At 60.5% G+C, this 15,348-nt stretch carries 18 protein-coding genes; 9 read left to right on the top strand and 9 right to left on the bottom strand.

All coding sequences use genetic code 11. The features are described 5' to 3' along the window. The first annotated feature begins 199 nt into the window (after positions 1-199). From BLW36_RS08955 to BLW36_RS08990, 8 genes are all read left to right on the top strand, one after another. The gene (locus BLW36_RS08955) at positions 200-406 is read left to right on the top strand and encodes a YgaP family membrane protein (RefSeq protein ID WP_211567172.1); all 207 of its coding nucleotides are present in this window, start codon (positions 200-202) and stop codon (positions 404-406) included. Between the two features lie 149 nt (positions 407-555). Further along, positions 556-1,056: a GNAT family N-acetyltransferase gene (locus tag BLW36_RS08960; RefSeq protein ID WP_244506202.1), complete on the top strand. Its 501-nt coding sequence runs from the start codon at positions 556-558 to the stop codon at positions 1,054-1,056. A 23-nt stretch (positions 1,057-1,079) separates the two neighbouring features. Next, on the top strand, positions 1,080-1,415 hold the full coding sequence (locus tag BLW36_RS08965; protein ID WP_091387436.1) for a hypothetical protein: 336 nt from the start codon (positions 1,080-1,082) through the stop codon (positions 1,413-1,415). A 157-nt stretch (positions 1,416-1,572) separates the two neighbouring features. Next, positions 1,573-2,169: an esterase/lipase family protein gene (locus BLW36_RS08970; protein ID WP_091387438.1), complete on the top strand. Its 597-nt coding sequence runs from the start codon at positions 1,573-1,575 to the stop codon at positions 2,167-2,169. Positions 2,170-2,268: 99 nt separating this feature from the next. After that, entirely contained in the window at positions 2,269-3,099 is an 831-nt protein-coding gene (locus tag BLW36_RS08975) for an ATP-grasp domain-containing protein (RefSeq protein ID WP_091387440.1), read from the top strand. Positions 3,100-3,217: 118 nt separating this feature from the next. After that, a complete protein-coding gene (locus tag BLW36_RS08980) occupies positions 3,218-3,583 on the top strand; it encodes a DUF1622 domain-containing protein (protein ID WP_091387443.1) in 366 nt (121 codons plus the stop codon). A 42-nt stretch (positions 3,584-3,625) separates the two neighbouring features. Further along, positions 3,626-4,204 (top strand): putative antibiotic biosynthesis monooxygenase, encoded by a 579-nt coding sequence (locus tag BLW36_RS08985; RefSeq protein WP_091388612.1) that lies wholly within the window; start codon positions 3,626-3,628, stop codon positions 4,202-4,204. 207 nt (positions 4,205-4,411) lie between these two features. Continuing rightward, entirely contained in the window at positions 4,412-6,913 is a 2,502-nt protein-coding gene (locus BLW36_RS08990) for a choice-of-anchor D domain-containing protein (RefSeq protein ID WP_091387444.1), read from the top strand. 172 nt (positions 6,914-7,085) lie between these two features. Here the strand turns inward: BLW36_RS08990 and BLW36_RS08995 are convergent, their stop codons facing one another. The 9 genes from BLW36_RS08995 to BLW36_RS09035 form a co-directional block, all read right to left on the bottom strand. Beyond that, a complete protein-coding gene (locus BLW36_RS08995) occupies positions 7,086-7,847 on the bottom strand; it encodes a TerC family protein (protein ID WP_091387446.1) in 762 nt (253 codons plus the stop codon). 57 nt (positions 7,848-7,904) lie between these two features. Next, on the bottom strand, positions 7,905-8,291 hold the full coding sequence (locus BLW36_RS09000) for a SpoIIAA family protein (protein WP_091387448.1): 387 nt from the start codon (positions 8,289-8,291) through the stop codon (positions 7,905-7,907). A gap of 134 nt (positions 8,292-8,425) precedes the next feature. After that, positions 8,426-8,728, bottom strand: a complete 303-nt coding sequence (locus BLW36_RS09005) for a hypothetical protein (RefSeq protein ID WP_091387450.1) — start codon at positions 8,726-8,728, stop codon at positions 8,426-8,428. 11 nt (positions 8,729-8,739) lie between these two features. Continuing rightward, positions 8,740-9,456, bottom strand: coding sequence for an SIMPL domain-containing protein (locus BLW36_RS09010; protein WP_091387452.1), 717 nt, complete (start codon positions 9,454-9,456; stop codon positions 8,740-8,742). A 225-nt stretch (positions 9,457-9,681) separates the two neighbouring features. Further along, positions 9,682-9,987: a putative signal transducing protein gene (locus BLW36_RS09015; protein WP_091387454.1), complete on the bottom strand. Its 306-nt coding sequence runs from the start codon at positions 9,985-9,987 to the stop codon at positions 9,682-9,684. A gap of 168 nt (positions 9,988-10,155) precedes the next feature. Continuing rightward, positions 10,156-10,518: a hypothetical protein gene (locus BLW36_RS09020; RefSeq protein ID WP_091387456.1), complete on the bottom strand. Its 363-nt coding sequence runs from the start codon at positions 10,516-10,518 to the stop codon at positions 10,156-10,158. Between the two features lie 226 nt (positions 10,519-10,744). Further along, positions 10,745-12,253, bottom strand: a complete 1,509-nt coding sequence (locus BLW36_RS09025) for an aldehyde dehydrogenase (protein ID WP_091387458.1) — start codon at positions 12,251-12,253, stop codon at positions 10,745-10,747. 142 nt (positions 12,254-12,395) lie between these two features. Then, positions 12,396-12,929 (bottom strand): asparaginase domain-containing protein, encoded by a 534-nt coding sequence (locus BLW36_RS09030; protein WP_091387460.1) that lies wholly within the window; start codon positions 12,927-12,929, stop codon positions 12,396-12,398. A 187-nt stretch (positions 12,930-13,116) separates the two neighbouring features. After that, complete coding sequence (locus BLW36_RS09035; RefSeq protein ID WP_091387461.1) at positions 13,117-13,779, bottom strand: fumarylacetoacetate hydrolase family protein; 663 nt, start codon at positions 13,777-13,779, stop codon at positions 13,117-13,119. Positions 13,780-14,057: 278 nt separating this feature from the next. Here BLW36_RS09035 and serA point away from each other — a divergent pair, with 278 nt between their 5' ends. Beyond that, positions 14,058-15,305 (top strand): phosphoglycerate dehydrogenase, encoded by a 1,248-nt coding sequence (gene serA / locus BLW36_RS09040; RefSeq protein ID WP_091387463.1) that lies wholly within the window; start codon positions 14,058-14,060, stop codon positions 15,303-15,305. Positions 15,306-15,348: the final 43 nt, after the last annotated feature.

The following is a 15,348-nucleotide window of genomic DNA, read 5'->3' on the forward strand; positions in this document are numbered from 1 at the left end:
GGAATTATGCGGTCCGGGCGACGCATCCATTCATCACGCAGCGGCACCGCTATCTTTCCTTTTCCTAGGTCGTTTGTGATCTGGATCAATTCCCCACTACCTCCTCCGGCCTATAACTACGCCCACAGGCGGAGTGGATTTCGTCCAGCCTGCGTAGAACGCTAACTAGAGCCGACGTCTTATTTCTGGAGAAAACCCTATGGCAATACAGAAGAATGTGGGCGCACTCGATCGCGCGGCGCGACTGGTAGTCGCGGCAGTAATAGCCGCTTTATATTTCGCCGGCAGCGTCAGTGGCACGACCGCTGCGATACTGGGTATCGTGGCCGTGGTCTTCGTGCTGACCAGCGTTGTGCGCTGGTGTCCGCTGTACCGCCTGCTCGGTCTGCGCACCTGCGGACGCTGATTGATTGGCTAGACAGGCTTTCGAATAACCTGCGGCCACAGCCTGACATAAAGGCATGCCACCCTTGTACAATCGGGTAACATAATGCCCTCTGAAGCGGCCGCGTGCCGCTTTTCATTTAGCCGACCCCCGATTGCGGAGAGGTAGCCTTGAGCCACAACGAACAAGTTACCACCTACTACCTGGAAATGACGGCGCCTGACCAGCTTTGCGGCAAACCCAAGCCGGAGGGCCTCGACGTGACCGAGGCAGAGTTGAAGGAATTCCGCTTCAACCGTTACCTGTACCAGCTGGTGGGCGAGCCGTGGCAGTGGACCGATAAGCTCACGCTGTCGGATACGGAGTGGCAGAGCTACGCGGAGCGCGACGAACTGCGCACCTGGGTGGCCTACCACCGCGGCGCCATTGCCGGCTATTACGAACTCGAACATCAAACGGGTGGCGACGTGGAAATCGCCTATTTTGGTCTGGCACCGAAATTTGTCGGCATGGGCTTTGGCGGCTATCTGCTGACTCACGCACTGCAGTCGGCGTGGGGCTGGGGCGATACCCGGCGGGTCTGGGTACACACCTGCACCCAGGACCACCCGGGCGCGCTGAATAACTATCGCGCGCGCGGCATGAATGTCTACCGGACGGAACAGGAATAAGCGGTAGCAGGCGAAGCACACAGATGCGCTACCCGGTCACGCCAGACGGACGCTACTTTGTCGTGCACAGCCGATTGTGGCGCATGAGCAACCCACAGCTGTCGCCAGCCGAGCGCGACCGCCTGACCCGTGAGCTGATGCGCCACCGCTCCGCGGTCGGCCGGGCCAAGTGCGCCGGAGACACAGCCGCCGAACAGCAGGCCCGCCGCGGCGTACACGAGGCCAAGGTGGCGCTCGGCGAAAGGGGCCCTGTGTGGTGGGACGACGGCGCGCCGGACTACAATCGCCACCTGGTCGAGAACACGCCCTACCGGGACTGGTATACGGGCATGAGCACCCCCGGGGATCGGGATCCATAGACCACACCGGCGACGCTCGCCTCGCGGCGGGCCACGGGCGCACCCTCCCTTAGATCCGAACACCCGGCTAAGATAAAGCGAGCAGCTGCCTCCATCCGGAGAGGATCACTGGGAACACTCCTCGCCCCGGAAGCCTTCGCAAGGACATCAACGCCCGATGAAAGCCAAAAGCAATGTGGTCCTGCTGATCCCGGGTATTTTCGATCTCGGTCACTCGATGGTCAGGATGCAGCATACCCTGGAGTCGGCGGGCTTCACTGCGCATTACATTCACCTGCATTACAACTCCGGCTGGCACGGTATGGAGCACCTGTCGGAGCAACTCAAAAGCCATGTAGAGGCGCTTGCTGACGAAAGCAGCACCTGTTCGCTGGTCGGCTTCAGCATGGGCGGCATAGTCGCAAGGCACTATCTGCAGAGGCTGGGCGGGCTGGATAGGGTGCACAAATTCGTCTCCATCTCGAGCCCCCATTACGGCAGTTTCTGGGCCAACTTCTTACCCTACAAGGGCGGCAGGCAACTGCGTATTGGCAGTGAATTTCTCGCGGCGCTCAATCGGGAAATAGATAGCTTGTCGGCGACGTCACCGGTGTCCATCTGGACCAAGTACGACGCAACTATCCTGCCGCACAGCAGTTCCCATCTGCCCCTGGGCGCCTCATACGAGGTACCGGTGCTGCTGCATCGCTGGATGCCCCTCGACGAACGAGTCATTTCTCTGGTGAGCGCTGAGCTGAGCGATGCCCTGAAATAGCCGTTAAAGATAGGGCCGCCGGCAGCGGCAATAAATTCGCTTGACGCGTTGTTCAACCTGCCTTAAAAACGCGCGTCGCAATTTCATGCCATTCACAAGATGTCCTGGGTCTCCTTTAATGTTTTCCGCACGCTGGGGTTCGCCAATACCCTGCAGCTAAAGCCCGAAGAGGTCTTCAAGTACAAAGCCGAAATCGGCGCCGCCGACTGGGTTCTGTTCCCCGAGTACTGGCAGTTGAATTCCCTGGTCTACGGCCTCAAGGCCCGTGTCTTTCCCAGTGAGGCCAGCTTCCGGCTCGGTCACAACAAGATCGAGATGACGCGCGCCTTCGAGCTGGTGGCGCCGGGTAACATCCCCTGCACAAGGATCCTGGCCAATACGCCGGAAAATGCCGCCACGCTATGGGAGGTGATGGATCACCCCTTTGTCGGCAAGCTGCCCAAGGCCTCCCAGGGCAATGGCGTCTGGCTGATCGATTCACTCCAGGACTGGCGCGAATACCAAACCAGGACCGATGTGCTGTATGTGCAGGAACAGCTGCCGATCGATCGGGATATCCGCATCGTGATTGTCGGCGACCAGGTTGTGGCCGCCTACTGGCGCCTGCAGGCCGCCCAGGGGTTCTACAACAATGTGTCCAAGGGTGGTTTTGTCGATCGCAGCGCGGTGCCACAGGCGGCTGTCGATCTCGCCCTGCACCTGGCACGAACGCTCGACGTGAACCACGCAGGTTTCGATATCGCGATGGTGGGCGAGCGCCCCTATGTGTTGGAGTTCAACCGCCTGTTCGGCAATCAGGGCATCGAGGGTGGCGATGCCTATCTGCGCGAGGTGATCCTCGATTACCTGTACAGGCAGTCGGTACCCACCGGACCCAATTTCCCCGGCCGGCCTTCCTCACCGCGCCGGCGTCTCAGGCGCGCAGCCTGATCCGCGAGGATACAGTCGGGAAGAACACGGAAGCGCGTTGACTGAGCCGCAGCCCCGGTGTTCGTGCGCCGACACTGGGCTATATACAGGTAAGTCAATCCAGCCGCTGCGGGCATTTATGGAAAAGGAATTCCTCGACCTGATCAAATCTACCGGCTACGCCATCGAGTCCTTCGGCGTCATAGTCGTACTGGTAGGATCTATCGTCAGCACCACGCAATTTCTGCGCAGCTATCGACAGCTGGAGGCTGGGCTGGCATACAAGATTTACCGCCAGAATCTGGGACGCGCCATCATCCTCGGCCTGGAATTCCTGATTGCCGGTGACATTATCCGCACCGTCGTCGTCGCCGACTCGCTGCAGAACGTCGCCATTCTCGGACTGATTGTCGTGATCCGGGCATTCCTGAGCGTGATGCTGCAATACGAAATCGAGGGGCAGCTGCCCTGGCAGCGTCAGCGTAAAGGCAACGCAAAAGTCTGATTGCCAAAACACCCACCCGGACAATGCCAGGGGCACATGGCAATGGAGATAGAAACCGCATCGTCGAGCGACAAGGATCCAGGGGCAACGGCCGTCATTACCCACAGGGTCTGTGCAGAAAAACAGGCTGCCTATGAAGTGTGGCTCGAAGAAATTGGTCCGCGCTGCAGAGCCTACCCGGGTTTCCTGGACTGGCACATCATCCGGCCGATACCCGGGCTCACTTCTACGTATACCGTGGTCATCCGCTTCGACCACAAATCAAACCTGCAGGCGTGGATGGAGTCTGCGGATCGCGAGCGACTCATTGCCAAGGCACAACCTCTGCTCCTTGATGGCGATGATTTCTTTATCAGCAGCGGACTGGACTTCTGGTTTACACCCGGAGGAGCCAAGGCTCAGTTGCCGACACGCTGGAAGCAGTTTTTAGCGACCTGGTCGGTTATCTATCCATTGGTACTCATCATCCCGCTACTGGTGTTGCCGCTACTGCGGTGGCTGGGGGTACCCGACAGCCGCTGGCTGGACATATTGGTCACGACGGGGGTTATCGTGTTTCTGATGGTCTACGCCATCATGCCCAATTACACCAGGCTTATCCGGCGCTGGCTGTTCGACTGACACGGCTTTTTATTGGCAATCGCCTGTCGCCTGTTTCTTCCAATTGGCGCTGGAAAAATTTCTGGCCCAATCACGCGCTAGAAATTGGTGCTAACACTCCCACCCGTTAAAGCGCATCTTAACTTCGCTCTGTGTTACCCGGTCTCATACTGCCTGCCGTTTTCGGTAGTGGACCGCATCGATCAATAACAATAACCGGGTGCGACTATGAACCTCTTCCCCAAATTGTGCCGGGTGCTGCTGATATCCGGCCTCACCTTGCCGCTGGCCGCCAACGCGGCCACGGTTTTTTCCGACGATTTTTCCACTGGCGATATCAGCGGCTGGAGCACCAGCGGCACCGTGGACGCCTACAACGGTGAGTCCATCCGCCTGCGCGCGACCTCCACCGCAACTCACTCGGTTTCCACAGCCGGCTATTCCTCGGTCGCCGTGGACTTCGTCATGTCCGCCTCGTCACTGGAAAACGGCGAATTCTGCTATGCGGAGATTTCCACCGACAGCGGCAGTAACTGGATCACCGCACTGACCATCGCCAATGGCCAGGACGACGGCACACACTACAGCGCCAGCGGTGCACCTACCGGTATCGACAACAATGCCCAGGTGCAGCTGCGTTTTCGCGGTACCGGCGCCACCACCGGGGATTACTGCTACGGGCAGTCCGTTACCGTGACCGGTACCGGCGGCGCAGCTACCGAACCGGATATTGATGCACCGGCCGGCCTGAATTTCGGCAACGTCGCGCCCGGCGGCAGCAACACGCTGAATGCGGTCATCGACAACGCCGGCAGCGCCGACCTGGTAATTGCCAATATCGGTAGTCCGGCAGCCCCGTTTAGCATTACCGCGAACAACTGCTCCACCGTCGCGCCCGCGGGCAGCTGCCAGGTCAGCGTCGAATTCGCACCCACTGCCGCCGGTAGTTACAACAGCTCGCTTACCGTGAGCTCGAACGACCCAGATGAGGGCAGTCTGGTGATTGGACTCTCCGGCAGCTCGACGCAGGGCGGCGGCAGTGTAGAGAACTTCGACCCACTGAGCGGCGACGGCAGTGTCAGCCGCAGCCAGCTCACTCTCAATACGCTGCTCAACGGCAGCGACCCGGGCGCGCTGGTGGACTACAGCCACTACGCACTACCCGCCAATGCGGCCATGCCCAGTAACCAGTTCGAGGGCAGCCTGGAGCTGTTCGGCGAAGCCAGCGGCGGCGCCTTCGATGAACAGAAGGATACGTTCCGCTATACCGGCAATGGCGATACCACGCGCAAGCACCTGCCGGAATTCAACTTCGAGTTCGTGCAGACCGGCAGCCATATTTTTCCGGTGCAGCGCGGTTCGGTTCCCAGCGCACATCCCGAGTGGGAGTATGTGCTGACACCGGGTCGCGTCTGGGATGAGAACGGTGATAGTGGTTACAGCCGCGTGGCTCTGCCTTTTGCCCTGCAGCAGAAAAATGCCAACTGCATGCACAACGGCGTGATGACTTTCCTGTTCAAGAATGACGGCTCTGTCTCCGATGTCGCCTACCAGATCGCCGGGGAGACCTGCCTGTATTTCAAGGTCGATATGTGGGGGCAGCTGGAGGCCAGCTATACGCCGCACAGCGTCGCCAATGCGGCGACACTCACGGCGGATTACCAGGCCGAAGTGAACAATCGCTTACCGGTGAAACCTCTCGCCGCACTGGCGACGGATTATCCGGGCACCGACCCGGCCAAGTTCGCCGCACCCGGCGGCAAGGATCCGGCCGATATGTCTCTGGTGGGCTTCTTCATCGACGGCACTCACTATGTCGGCGGCTGCGCCTCGCGCCAGGGCACCTACCCCTACTGTGAATCGCTGGCGGTGCCGTCCTACTCCACTGCCAAGTCCGTATTCGCCGGCAGCACGCTGATGCGCCTGGAACAGAAATATTCCGGCACCTTCAATCAGATCATCGGCAACTATGTGCCGGACTGCGCGGCCAACGGCAACTGGGATGACGTCACCTTCGAACATGCGCTGGACATGACTACCGGCAACTACAACCTGGCCGGTTATATGAGCGATGAGGGGGCGACGCATACCAACGACCTGTTCCTGCCCGAGGATCACGCCTCCAAGATCAGCTACAGCTGTAGCGAGTATTCGCGCAAGGCGACGCCCGGTACCAAGTGGGTCTACCACACTTCCGACACCTACATTCTCGGCACTGCCATGAACGCCTATGTGCAGGGGATCGAGGGCAGCAGCACCGATATCTTCACCGACATCCTGCTCGATGAAGTTCTGGCACCGCTGGGCGTCAGCCCAACCGCGAAGTTCAGCCGCCGCACCTACGATGCTGTCGCACAGCCGTTCACCGGCTGGGGACTGATGTGGCTGCGCGACGATGTGGCCAAAATCGGCAGCTTCTTTGCCGGCGCCAGCCAGTCGGTACTGGAGCAGAACCAGCTGAATGCGGCCCTGCAGAAGGACGCGGCCGACCGCGGCACCGACCCGCTCGCGGATTACAAGTACAACAACGGCTTCTGGGCCCACGAAATCAGCGGCAACCTGTCCGGCTGCAGCAGCGACCTGTGGCTACCCTTCATGTCCGGGTACGGCGGCATCACGGTTCTGGTCCTGCCGAACGACAGCGTCTACTACTACTTCTCCGACGACGACATCTTCAAGTGGATGGATGCGGCGGTAGAGGCGCACGCTATTCGCAGCCTCTGCCAGTAGCCGTTTCGATATCTCCATTCCTCACAGGACGGAGCAGGGGCGCAACGCGCCCCTTTTTATTGCCACAGTGAAAAGCGCATTGTCATTGTGCCGCCGCCAGAAAATAAACCGGCTAAACCAAAAAGGGCGACCCTTCGGGTCGCCCTTTCATGCTAGCGGTAGCTTTTCCGCCCTAGTTATTATCTTCCCGCAGGGCTTTGTGCAGATGTACCGGCGGGGTCCGCTTTTCTTTCTTGCTGCGCAGGCGCAGGTTGAGCATCTCCACCGCCATCGAAAACGCCATCGCAAAGTAGATATAGCCCTTCGGCACGTGCACGTCGAAGCCCTCGACGATCAGCGTCAGGCCGACCATGATCAAAAACGCCAGCGCGAGCATTTTCACGGTTGGGTGGCGATCGACGAAATCACCGATCGGCTTCGCCGCGATCAGCATAACCAGCACGGCCAGAATGATGGCCACGGCCATGATGGAAATTTCATCCACCAGCCCCACCGCGGTGATGACCGAGTCGAGCGAGAAAACGATATCGAGAATCGCGATCTGCACCAACACCATGCCAAAACCGGCCGCGGCCACGGAGGAGGCACTCTCCTCGGCACCTTCGAGGCTGTTGTGAATTTCATGGGTGGCCTTGCCGATCAGGAACAGGCCACCGCCGACCAAGATGATGTCGCGCCCGGAGATCTCCATCCCCAGCACCGTGAACCAGGGATCCACCAGCCCCATGATCCAGACGATGGAAAATAGCAGTGCCAGCCGGGTGAGCATGGCCAGCGCCAGGCCAATAAAGCGCGCCAGTTCGCGCTGCTTTTCCGGCAGCCGCCCGACCAGAATGGAAATGAAAATGATGTTGTCGATACCCAGGACGATTTCCAGCGCCGCCAGTGTTGCCAGCGCTACCCAGGCCTCCGGGTTGGCCATCCATTCAAACATGTAAAATTCCTTTTCTATGCAGGGGAATTATTTGAACGGGCTATTCTATGCGCCTTTTCAGGTACCTTCCATCAGCCAGGACATGGCCTCCCCTTCGTCTTCGAAGTAGCGCGCCTCGCCGCCGATAAACCAGCTGCCCACCTTCGCCGCCATCTCCTGCCAGCGCCGGTTGCCGACCATGGCGACGCGGTTGAACTCGCGCCCGTGCTTGACGCCCAGCTTGAAGTCATCCCAGGCCGCGCGCGGTTCCCAGCCCTCCATTTCCGTCGCATCGAAGTAGACATTGATCTTGGGATTCTCTACCCCGGCGATGGCAGATTCGAGCATCGGTTCCAAAGACGCGTAGTCTTCGTGGGTCAGTTTGCCGCGCACGCGCATGGTGAGGAAGAATTCACCCTCGATGCGCTCGAGACCGATGGATACGCCGTGACGTTGCACACTCATAAGAGACTCCTGCTACTCCGGTGGCAGTCTGCCGTATTTATAGTGTGGCTGGGATCCCAAGCCAATCGCTTGGCGGGGAATGAAGAAAGGGAGGCCCGCGGAAAAAGACATTCGCCGCGAGCCCGACAGGGAAATCAGTGGCTGAGAATCTCGACGATCTCATGGGTGTGATGCATCAGGCGGACGATTTCGCCCTCGATGCTGATGGTGACCATGCCGTACTTGTCCACCGGCTTGACGATCACGCCGTGGTGGTAGATCTCCGGCTCGAGGATTTCGCCCACCTGCAGTTTCTTTTTCCAGCCCGGGGGCAGCTCGCCACCGCGCTCGACTTTCTTCTGCAGGCCGGGCGGCAGTTCGCCGGGTTTGGCCAGCACGCTGGCGGCCGGCATTGCCAGCAGGACGGCGAGACCGGTGACTATTGCGGGTTTAAACATATCAACTTTCCTCAGTCTGAAAGGTAGTATTCGACCGTCGATACGACTCGCACCTTCTTGATGTGCGGGTTGTTCTTGTCGCGGTCAACGATGCTGAACTGGCCTTGGGAGGCTCGCCTGATTTTGCCCAATACGCTATCGGAGTCCTCGGCAAATTTCTGTGCGACCTGTCGCGCCTCGTTGGTGGCCTGTTCGACCATCTGCGGCTTGAGTTCGTTCAATCCGGTGAAGATATATTCGATCTGGCCCTGGTAGTTGTTCTGGGAGAAGGCGATTCCCTCCCGGCCCAGCTCCGCCAGCTGGTCCATGGCCGCGCGTACCTTGTCCACCTGCTTCGAATAGACGGTCACTGTCTGCAGCGCGGTGTAGCGGAACTCCGCCTTGGGGCCGCCGTACTGCTGTGCGGACTTGTCGGTGACTGCCGGCAGGGAGACGGACACCGCGCCCGGGTCGATACCCTGCTCGCCGAGGAAGCCCTCGATACGCGCGCTGCTGCTGGCAATATCCCGGTACAGGGAGGGCAGGTCATTGCTGGCGGCGGTGAACTGGATCGGCCAGATCACGATATCCGCCGGCACCTCCCGCTCTGCCAGGCCCTTGACCGTGACTGTGCGCTCGTAGCCCTTGAAGCGGTCCACCGCATGGCCCAGCAGGGTGCCCAGTGCCGTCAGGCCGAGCAATATGCCGACACCGAGGAGCAGGGCGGCGAGGTTGTTCTGTGTCTTCATGGGTTTTCCGGAACCTTGCAGTCATACATAAGAAAGGCGATCTCAAGGATCGCCTGCTGTCACTGAATCGAGACTGAATAGCGGCGCTAACGTCAGATTTCGTCGAAGCCAACGCCCGCGGAACTTGCCCTGGCAGAAGCCGTGAGCAGAAAGGTCCGACCGGCCGGCGACGGCGCGTTCCCGGCCAACCCTATGGATGCTCAACAGAATTGGCATCTGGGTGGGCTAGGGACTGTGCAGGTGCTGGCAGTTCCAGCAGAAATCGAATGCCGCGCCGTTTTCCTCTCCGCACTTGCGGCAACGCCAGGACACCTGTTCCGCCTCCGCATCGGCGAGCAGCTGAAGGGCACGTTCGTAATCCCGTTCCCTTTCCAACCACAGCTCCGGCCACGTCTGGTGTGGTGCCAGGTCGCCGGCGCCGCCCTGGGCGAATTCATTTTTAAGGAACACCGGGATGCCGGCGACTTCCAGCTTGCTTTTCGCTAGCTCTACCAGCAGGCGGTTCTCGTGGGTGTAGATAAGCCTGTTCATACCAAATTCGATGGCCTCCTTTGCGGCTATCGAATTTGGTATGCACAGGGTTTACTTTCATCGATAAAAAAGGGCCGCTAATGCGACCCTGAGAGTATCAGCCCCGATCGGTAACTCAAACCTTTACCACATCGGCGGCGCTGTCCCGGCTTCGATGATCACGGGCGATCAATCGCTGGCGACGTCATGGCAGTCTTGTGCTGCACAGCCCTGCTCAGCGGTCTGCATTTCAATTTCCAATGTGGTATTGCGCGGCCCGAGCGCAACGCGCCCATCGATCGTCACCTCTCCGGAGGAGCCGGCAACGTATTCCAGTACCACCCTGCCTAACGCGTTTCTCTGTACCGCCAGCCTCTGTCCGGCACTGACTACCTCGCCACGGGATACGAACAGCTGTATCCACTCGCCTGCATGGGACCGCTCGATATCCAGCAATCCATCGATCTCGCCCAGAACCATCCTACCTGCGGTATTGCCCGCAGCCGGGCTGGCCAACATCAACATCAGCAAAAACGCGCACGCGGACTTCACGGGACTTCTCCTGCATAGAAAAAAAGCGGCGGGCCGGGCAGCCCGCCCAGGTGAGCATGTCGCCAGATCCCTCAATGAGGGCAATGATTTAGGTATAGACGAAGAGGAAAATCCGCGCCAACCGCAAAGGCCAAATCGGAGAGGAAAGGGGCAAAAAAAATGGGCCGCGATTGCGGCCCAAGCTTTAGGAGTCAGGGCTGAAAACTCAGCCCTCAAGCAAAACTGATCAGCTCAAGTCGATCCAGGTGGACTTCAGCTCGCAGTATTTGTCCAGCGCGTGCAGTGACTTGTCGCGGCCGTTGCCGGATTGCTTGAAGCCGCCGAACGGCACGGTGATATCGCCGCCGAAGTAGTTGTTCACCCACACGGAACCGGCGCGCAGGTCGCGGGCCATGCGGTGGGCGCGGCCGATATTGTGGGTCCAGACACCGGCGGCGAGGCCGTAGATGGAGTCGTTGGCAATACGCAGCGCTTCCTCTTCGGATTCGAACTCGATTACCGACAGCACCGGGCCGAAGATCTCCTCACGGGCGATCGTCATGTCACCGGTCACACCGCGGAATACGGTCGGCTCGAAGTAGTGACCTCCGGCCACGGCATCCGCCGGCTTGCCGCCACACACCAACTGCGCGCCCTGCTCCAGGCCCTTGGCCACGTAGAACTCGACAGTGTCGAACTGGCTCTGATCGATCAGCGCGCCCATGACGGTGTTTGGATCCTGCGGGTGACCCGGCTTGAAGCGCTCGCTGGCCTTCTTGACCTTCTCGATAAATTCGTCGGCGATGCCCTTCTCTACCAGCAGGCGCGAACCGGCGGTGCAGGTCTCGCCCTGGTTGTAGAAGATCGCCAGCGCCGCAGCCTCAGCGGCCTTGTCCAGATCCGCGTCGGCAAAGACGATGTTCGGGCTCTTGCCGCCCAGCTCGAGAAAGGTGCGCTTCAGGTTCGACTGACCGGAGTATTCGGTCAGGGTCTTGCCCACTTCGGTGGAGCCGGTGAAGGTCAGGCAGTCGATATCCATGTGCAGGCCGAGGGCCTTGCCGAGACTGCTGCCCGGACCCGGCAGTACATTCAGTACACCGTCCGGCAGGCCGGCCTCTTTCGCCAGGCCGGCCAGCTTGATCGCGGTCAGCGGCGTGTTGGAGGCGGGCTTCAGGATAACGCTGTTACCGGTGGCCAGTGCCGGGCCCAGCTTCCACGCGGTGGTGGACAGCGGGAAGTTCCACGGCACGATCGCCGCGACCACCCCCAGCGGCATGCGGGTGACCAGGCCCAGCTCGTTGGGGCCGGTCGGGGCGACCTCGTCGTAGACCTTGTCGACGGCCTCACCGCTCCAGCGGATGGTGGTGACGGCGCCAGGCACGTCCACGTTCATGGTGTCGCTGATCGGCTTGCCCGCATCCAGGCTCTCGAGCAGTGCGATTTCGGCCTTGTTCTGCTCGATCAGCTCGGCGAAGCGCACCAGGATTTTCTTGCGCTCCATCGGCGGCATGTGCGACCAGACGCCGGACTCGAAGGTCTTGCGGGCGATCTTCACCGCCAGGTCGGCATCATCCGGGCCACAGCTGGCGATCTGCGCCAGCTCCTGGCCATCCGCCGGGTTGATGGTGGCGCGGGTGTCGCCAGACAGCGCATCCACATATTCGCCGTTGATAAACGCGCGGCCTTCGATCTTGAGGCTGGCCGCCAGGGCCTGCCATTCCTGCAGGGTTTGGGGGGTCTTTTGTTGTTCTGACATGGCACACCTCATCTGAAAACTGAATAATTATTCGGTTTATACCGAAAATGTGATCACAAATCAAAGGATATCAGAGTTCCCGCCCCGATTTGAATGCTGCAGGTCTCAGTGTAGGGACGCAGACGCCATTCGCCCCGGCGCATTACTCCGCGGCGCTGGCCTCGAAGGTGCCGGACTCGCGGTTCTTGCGCACCCCGGGCACCGCAAACACCCGGTTGTGGAACGCAATATAGAAGCCCGGCGGCATCAACCGCGCCGCCAGCAGCGCCTCGGTGACATTCTGGCGCGCATCCGAGTCGATAAAGCCCATCGGCTTCATCGCGCCGGTGAAGACCACCGCGACCTTGGGCGTGCCCAGCTTGCGGAAGCAGTACTCGGCGGTGTCGGCCATGGTATCGGTGCCGTGCAGCACCACGATCGGTTCGCCCAACTCGGCGGTGCGGGTCACCGCGTCGGCGATCAGCTGGCGGTCGCTGTCGTCCATTTCCAGCGAGTCCTTGTTCAATACGCTTTCCAGTTCCAGCTGCGTGTAGGGCAGGCGCAGGCTGGCGATCAGGCCGTCGCGGATGATTGAGGCGCGGTTCTTCAGGGTGCCCTCGGCCTCGCAGTAGCTCTTCTCGATGGTGCCGCCGGTGGTGAGAATGCGAACGGTAGTGGTCGGGTTAAGGTCGGTCATCGCGTCTCCGGATCGGTGTTGGGGCGGACTGCGACAATATTAGTTCAGCGTTTGTTGCCTTTTGCTGAGGTCTCGGGCCGGTCCCGCCGCCGGGGGCTGCCCGGGAAATATTTACCGATCAGGTTTTTTCCCGGGCAGCCACCGGCGGCGGGGCCTCGCACAGAACGAGTGGCAGGCGCGGCGGCAGTCAGGCGACGCGAGTCTCCACCCGCAGCCAGTCGTCCTCGAGCTGCATCGCCACCCTGTCCCCGTGCAGCAGCTCGCCCACGCCGGCGGGGGTGCCGGTCAGCACCACGTCGCCCGGCTGCAGCGTGAAGTAACTGCTGATGTAGGCCACCAGATCCAGAATAGGTGTCAGCATATGCGCCGTCTTGCCGCGCTGGCGCAGTTCGTCGTTCAGCCACAGGGAATAGCTGAGTTTGTCCCAGTCCGGCAGCCAGTCCAGTTTCACGAACGGCGACAGCGGGCAGCTGCCGTCAAAGCCCTTGGCCTTCTCCCAGGGGTGGCCGTCTTTCTTCAGCTGTGACTGCAGGTCGCGCAGGGTCAGGTCCAGTGCCAGGCCGAGGCCCGCGATCGCCGGCGGCACCTCCGACGCATTGGCGTCGGTCAGGGTGGTGCCGATCAGCAGTGCCAGCTCACCCTCGAAATGACAGCTTCCGCGCCCGGCCGGCAGATGGATGGGCTCGTCCATCGGCACTGCGGCGGTGGCCGGCTTGATAAACAGTAGCGGCTCTTCCGGCACCGGGTTGTCCAGTTCGGCGGCGTGGGCGGCGTAGTTGCGGCCGACACAGACGATCTTGCCTAAGGTTAAGGATGTGTCGGTGCCGCAGGTGAACTGGTGTCGGTACATGGTTGGAGCCTCTGAAAAGCGTAATGCGCGGGCGGCTGATGGCGGCCGCCGAAGCGGGAATGCGGAGTGTACTGCAGTCACGCATTTGTTGGCTCTACCGGCGTACCGGCACCGCCGAATGCCGCCTGGCAGCTTTGCGGCACCTTCATAATCAAACTAGATAGTTAGGATAGGCATTTCGAATAAAGCGCCGCAGGCCGCTTGTGGTATGATCGCGCCCTCGCCGGCTCCGGCGCAGTGTAATTTTTTTCCAGTCGCCCATCGTCAAGAGAGTGTTTATGGCTCTGCCCAATACCGATCAAAAAGAGTCTCTGCAAAAAGACAAAATCCGCATTCTGCTGCTGGAGGGCGTGCATCAGTCCGCCATCGACCTGCTGGCATCCCGCGGCTACACCAATGTCGAGTATCTCAAGACCTCACTGCCGGAAGAGCAGCTGATCGAGAAGATTGCCGACGCCCACTTCATCGGTATCCGCTCCCGCACCCAGCTGACGCGCAAGGTGCTGGAAAACGCCCCCAAGCTGATCGCCATCGGCTGCTTCTGCATCGGCACCAATCAGGTGGACCTGCAGGCGGCCACCGAGCTGGGTATCGCGGTATTCAACGCGCCCTATTCCAATACCCGCAGTGTGGCCGAGCTGATCATCGCCGAGAGCATCCTGATGCTGCGCGGCATCCCGCAGAAGAATGCGGTATGCCACCGCGGCGGCTGGCTCAAGTCGGCGGCGGGCTCTTTTGAAGCCCGCGGTAAGACCCTGGGTATCGTCGGCTATGGCGCCATCGGCTCCCAGGTGTCCGTGATGGCCGAAGCCATGGGCATGCGCGTGATCTTCTTCGACGTGATCACCAAACTGCCGCTGGGTAATGCCACCCAGATCCACTCCCTCGACGAGTTGCTGGCCGAGGCGGACGTGGTCTCGCTGCACGTACCGGAGCTGCCCTCCACCAAGATGATGATCGGCCCCAAGCAGATCGCGCAGATGAAGCCCGGCGCAATCCTGCTGAACGCGTCCCGCGGCACGGTAGTGGATATCGAGGCACTGGCGGAAGCGCTGCAGAGCGGCCACCTGGCCGGCGCGGCCATCGATGTATTCCCGGTAGAGCCGCGCGGCAACGAAGACGAATTCGTGTCGGCACTGCGCGGTATCGACAACGCGCTGCTGACGCCCCATGTGGGCGGCTCGACCATGGAGGCGCAGGAGAATATCGGTACCGAAGTGGCCGAGAAGCTGGCCCTTTACTCCGATAACGGCACCACCACCAGCTCGGTCAACTTCCCGGAAGTGGCGCTGCCCGGCCATGTGGGCGCGCACCGTCTGCTGCATATCCACAAGAACGTGCCCGGCGTGCTGAGCGCGATCAACCAGGTGTTCTCCGAAAACAAGATCAACATCTCCGCCCAGTACCTGCAAACCAACGAAACCCTCGGTTACGTGGTGATCGACGTGGAGGCGGAATATTCGGATCTGGCGCTGGAGAAGCTGAAGAATGTACCGAATACCCTGCGCTGCCGCGTGCTGTTCTAGTCGCAGCGGGCACCTGACTTTCCTGTAACTTTCCCTGTAGAAT

This window comes from Microbulbifer marinus (assembly GCF_900107725.1).
Classification (GTDB): Bacteria; Pseudomonadota; Gammaproteobacteria; order Pseudomonadales; family Cellvibrionaceae; genus Microbulbifer; species Microbulbifer marinus.

Excerpts from the sequence above, each read along its gene's own strand:
- BLW36_RS08955 (WP_211567172.1), top strand. The coding sequence starts at position 200 with ATGGCAATACAGAAGAATGTGGGCGCACTCGATCGCGCGGCGCGACTG.
- BLW36_RS08965 (WP_091387436.1), top strand. The coding sequence starts at position 1,080 with ATGCGCTACCCGGTCACGCCAGACGGACGCTACTTTGTCGTGCACAGC.
- BLW36_RS08970 (WP_091387438.1), top strand. The coding sequence starts at position 1,573 with ATGAAAGCCAAAAGCAATGTGGTCCTGCTGATCCCGGGTATTTTCGAT.
- BLW36_RS08975 (WP_091387440.1), top strand. The coding sequence starts at position 2,269 with ATGTCCTGGGTCTCCTTTAATGTTTTCCGCACGCTGGGGTTCGCCAAT.
- BLW36_RS08980 (WP_091387443.1), top strand. The coding sequence starts at position 3,218 with ATGGAAAAGGAATTCCTCGACCTGATCAAATCTACCGGCTACGCCATC.
- BLW36_RS08985 (WP_091388612.1), top strand. The coding sequence starts at position 3,626 with ATGGAGATAGAAACCGCATCGTCGAGCGACAAGGATCCAGGGGCAACG.
- BLW36_RS08990 (WP_091387444.1), top strand. The coding sequence starts at position 4,412 with ATGAACCTCTTCCCCAAATTGTGCCGGGTGCTGCTGATATCCGGCCTC.
- BLW36_RS08995 (WP_091387446.1), bottom strand. The coding sequence starts at position 7,847 with ATGTTTGAATGGATGGCCAACCCGGAGGCCTGGGTAGCGCTGGCAACA.
- BLW36_RS09000 (WP_091387448.1), bottom strand. The coding sequence starts at position 8,291 with ATGAGTGTGCAACGTCACGGCGTATCCATCGGTCTCGAGCGCATCGAG.
- BLW36_RS09005 (WP_091387450.1), bottom strand. The coding sequence starts at position 8,728 with ATGTTTAAACCCGCAATAGTCACCGGTCTCGCCGTCCTGCTGGCAATG.
- BLW36_RS09010 (WP_091387452.1), bottom strand. The coding sequence starts at position 9,456 with ATGAAGACACAGAACAACCTCGCCGCCCTGCTCCTCGGTGTCGGCATA.
- BLW36_RS09015 (WP_091387454.1), bottom strand. The coding sequence starts at position 9,987 with ATGAACAGGCTTATCTACACCCACGAGAACCGCCTGCTGGTAGAGCTA.
- BLW36_RS09025 (WP_091387458.1), bottom strand. The coding sequence starts at position 12,253 with ATGTCAGAACAACAAAAGACCCCCCAAACCCTGCAGGAATGGCAGGCC.
- BLW36_RS09030 (WP_091387460.1), bottom strand. The coding sequence starts at position 12,929 with ATGACCGACCTTAACCCGACCACTACCGTTCGCATTCTCACCACCGGC.
- BLW36_RS09035 (WP_091387461.1), bottom strand. The coding sequence starts at position 13,779 with ATGTACCGACACCAGTTCACCTGCGGCACCGACACATCCTTAACCTTA.
- serA (WP_091387463.1), top strand. The coding sequence starts at position 14,058 with ATGGCTCTGCCCAATACCGATCAAAAAGAGTCTCTGCAAAAAGACAAA.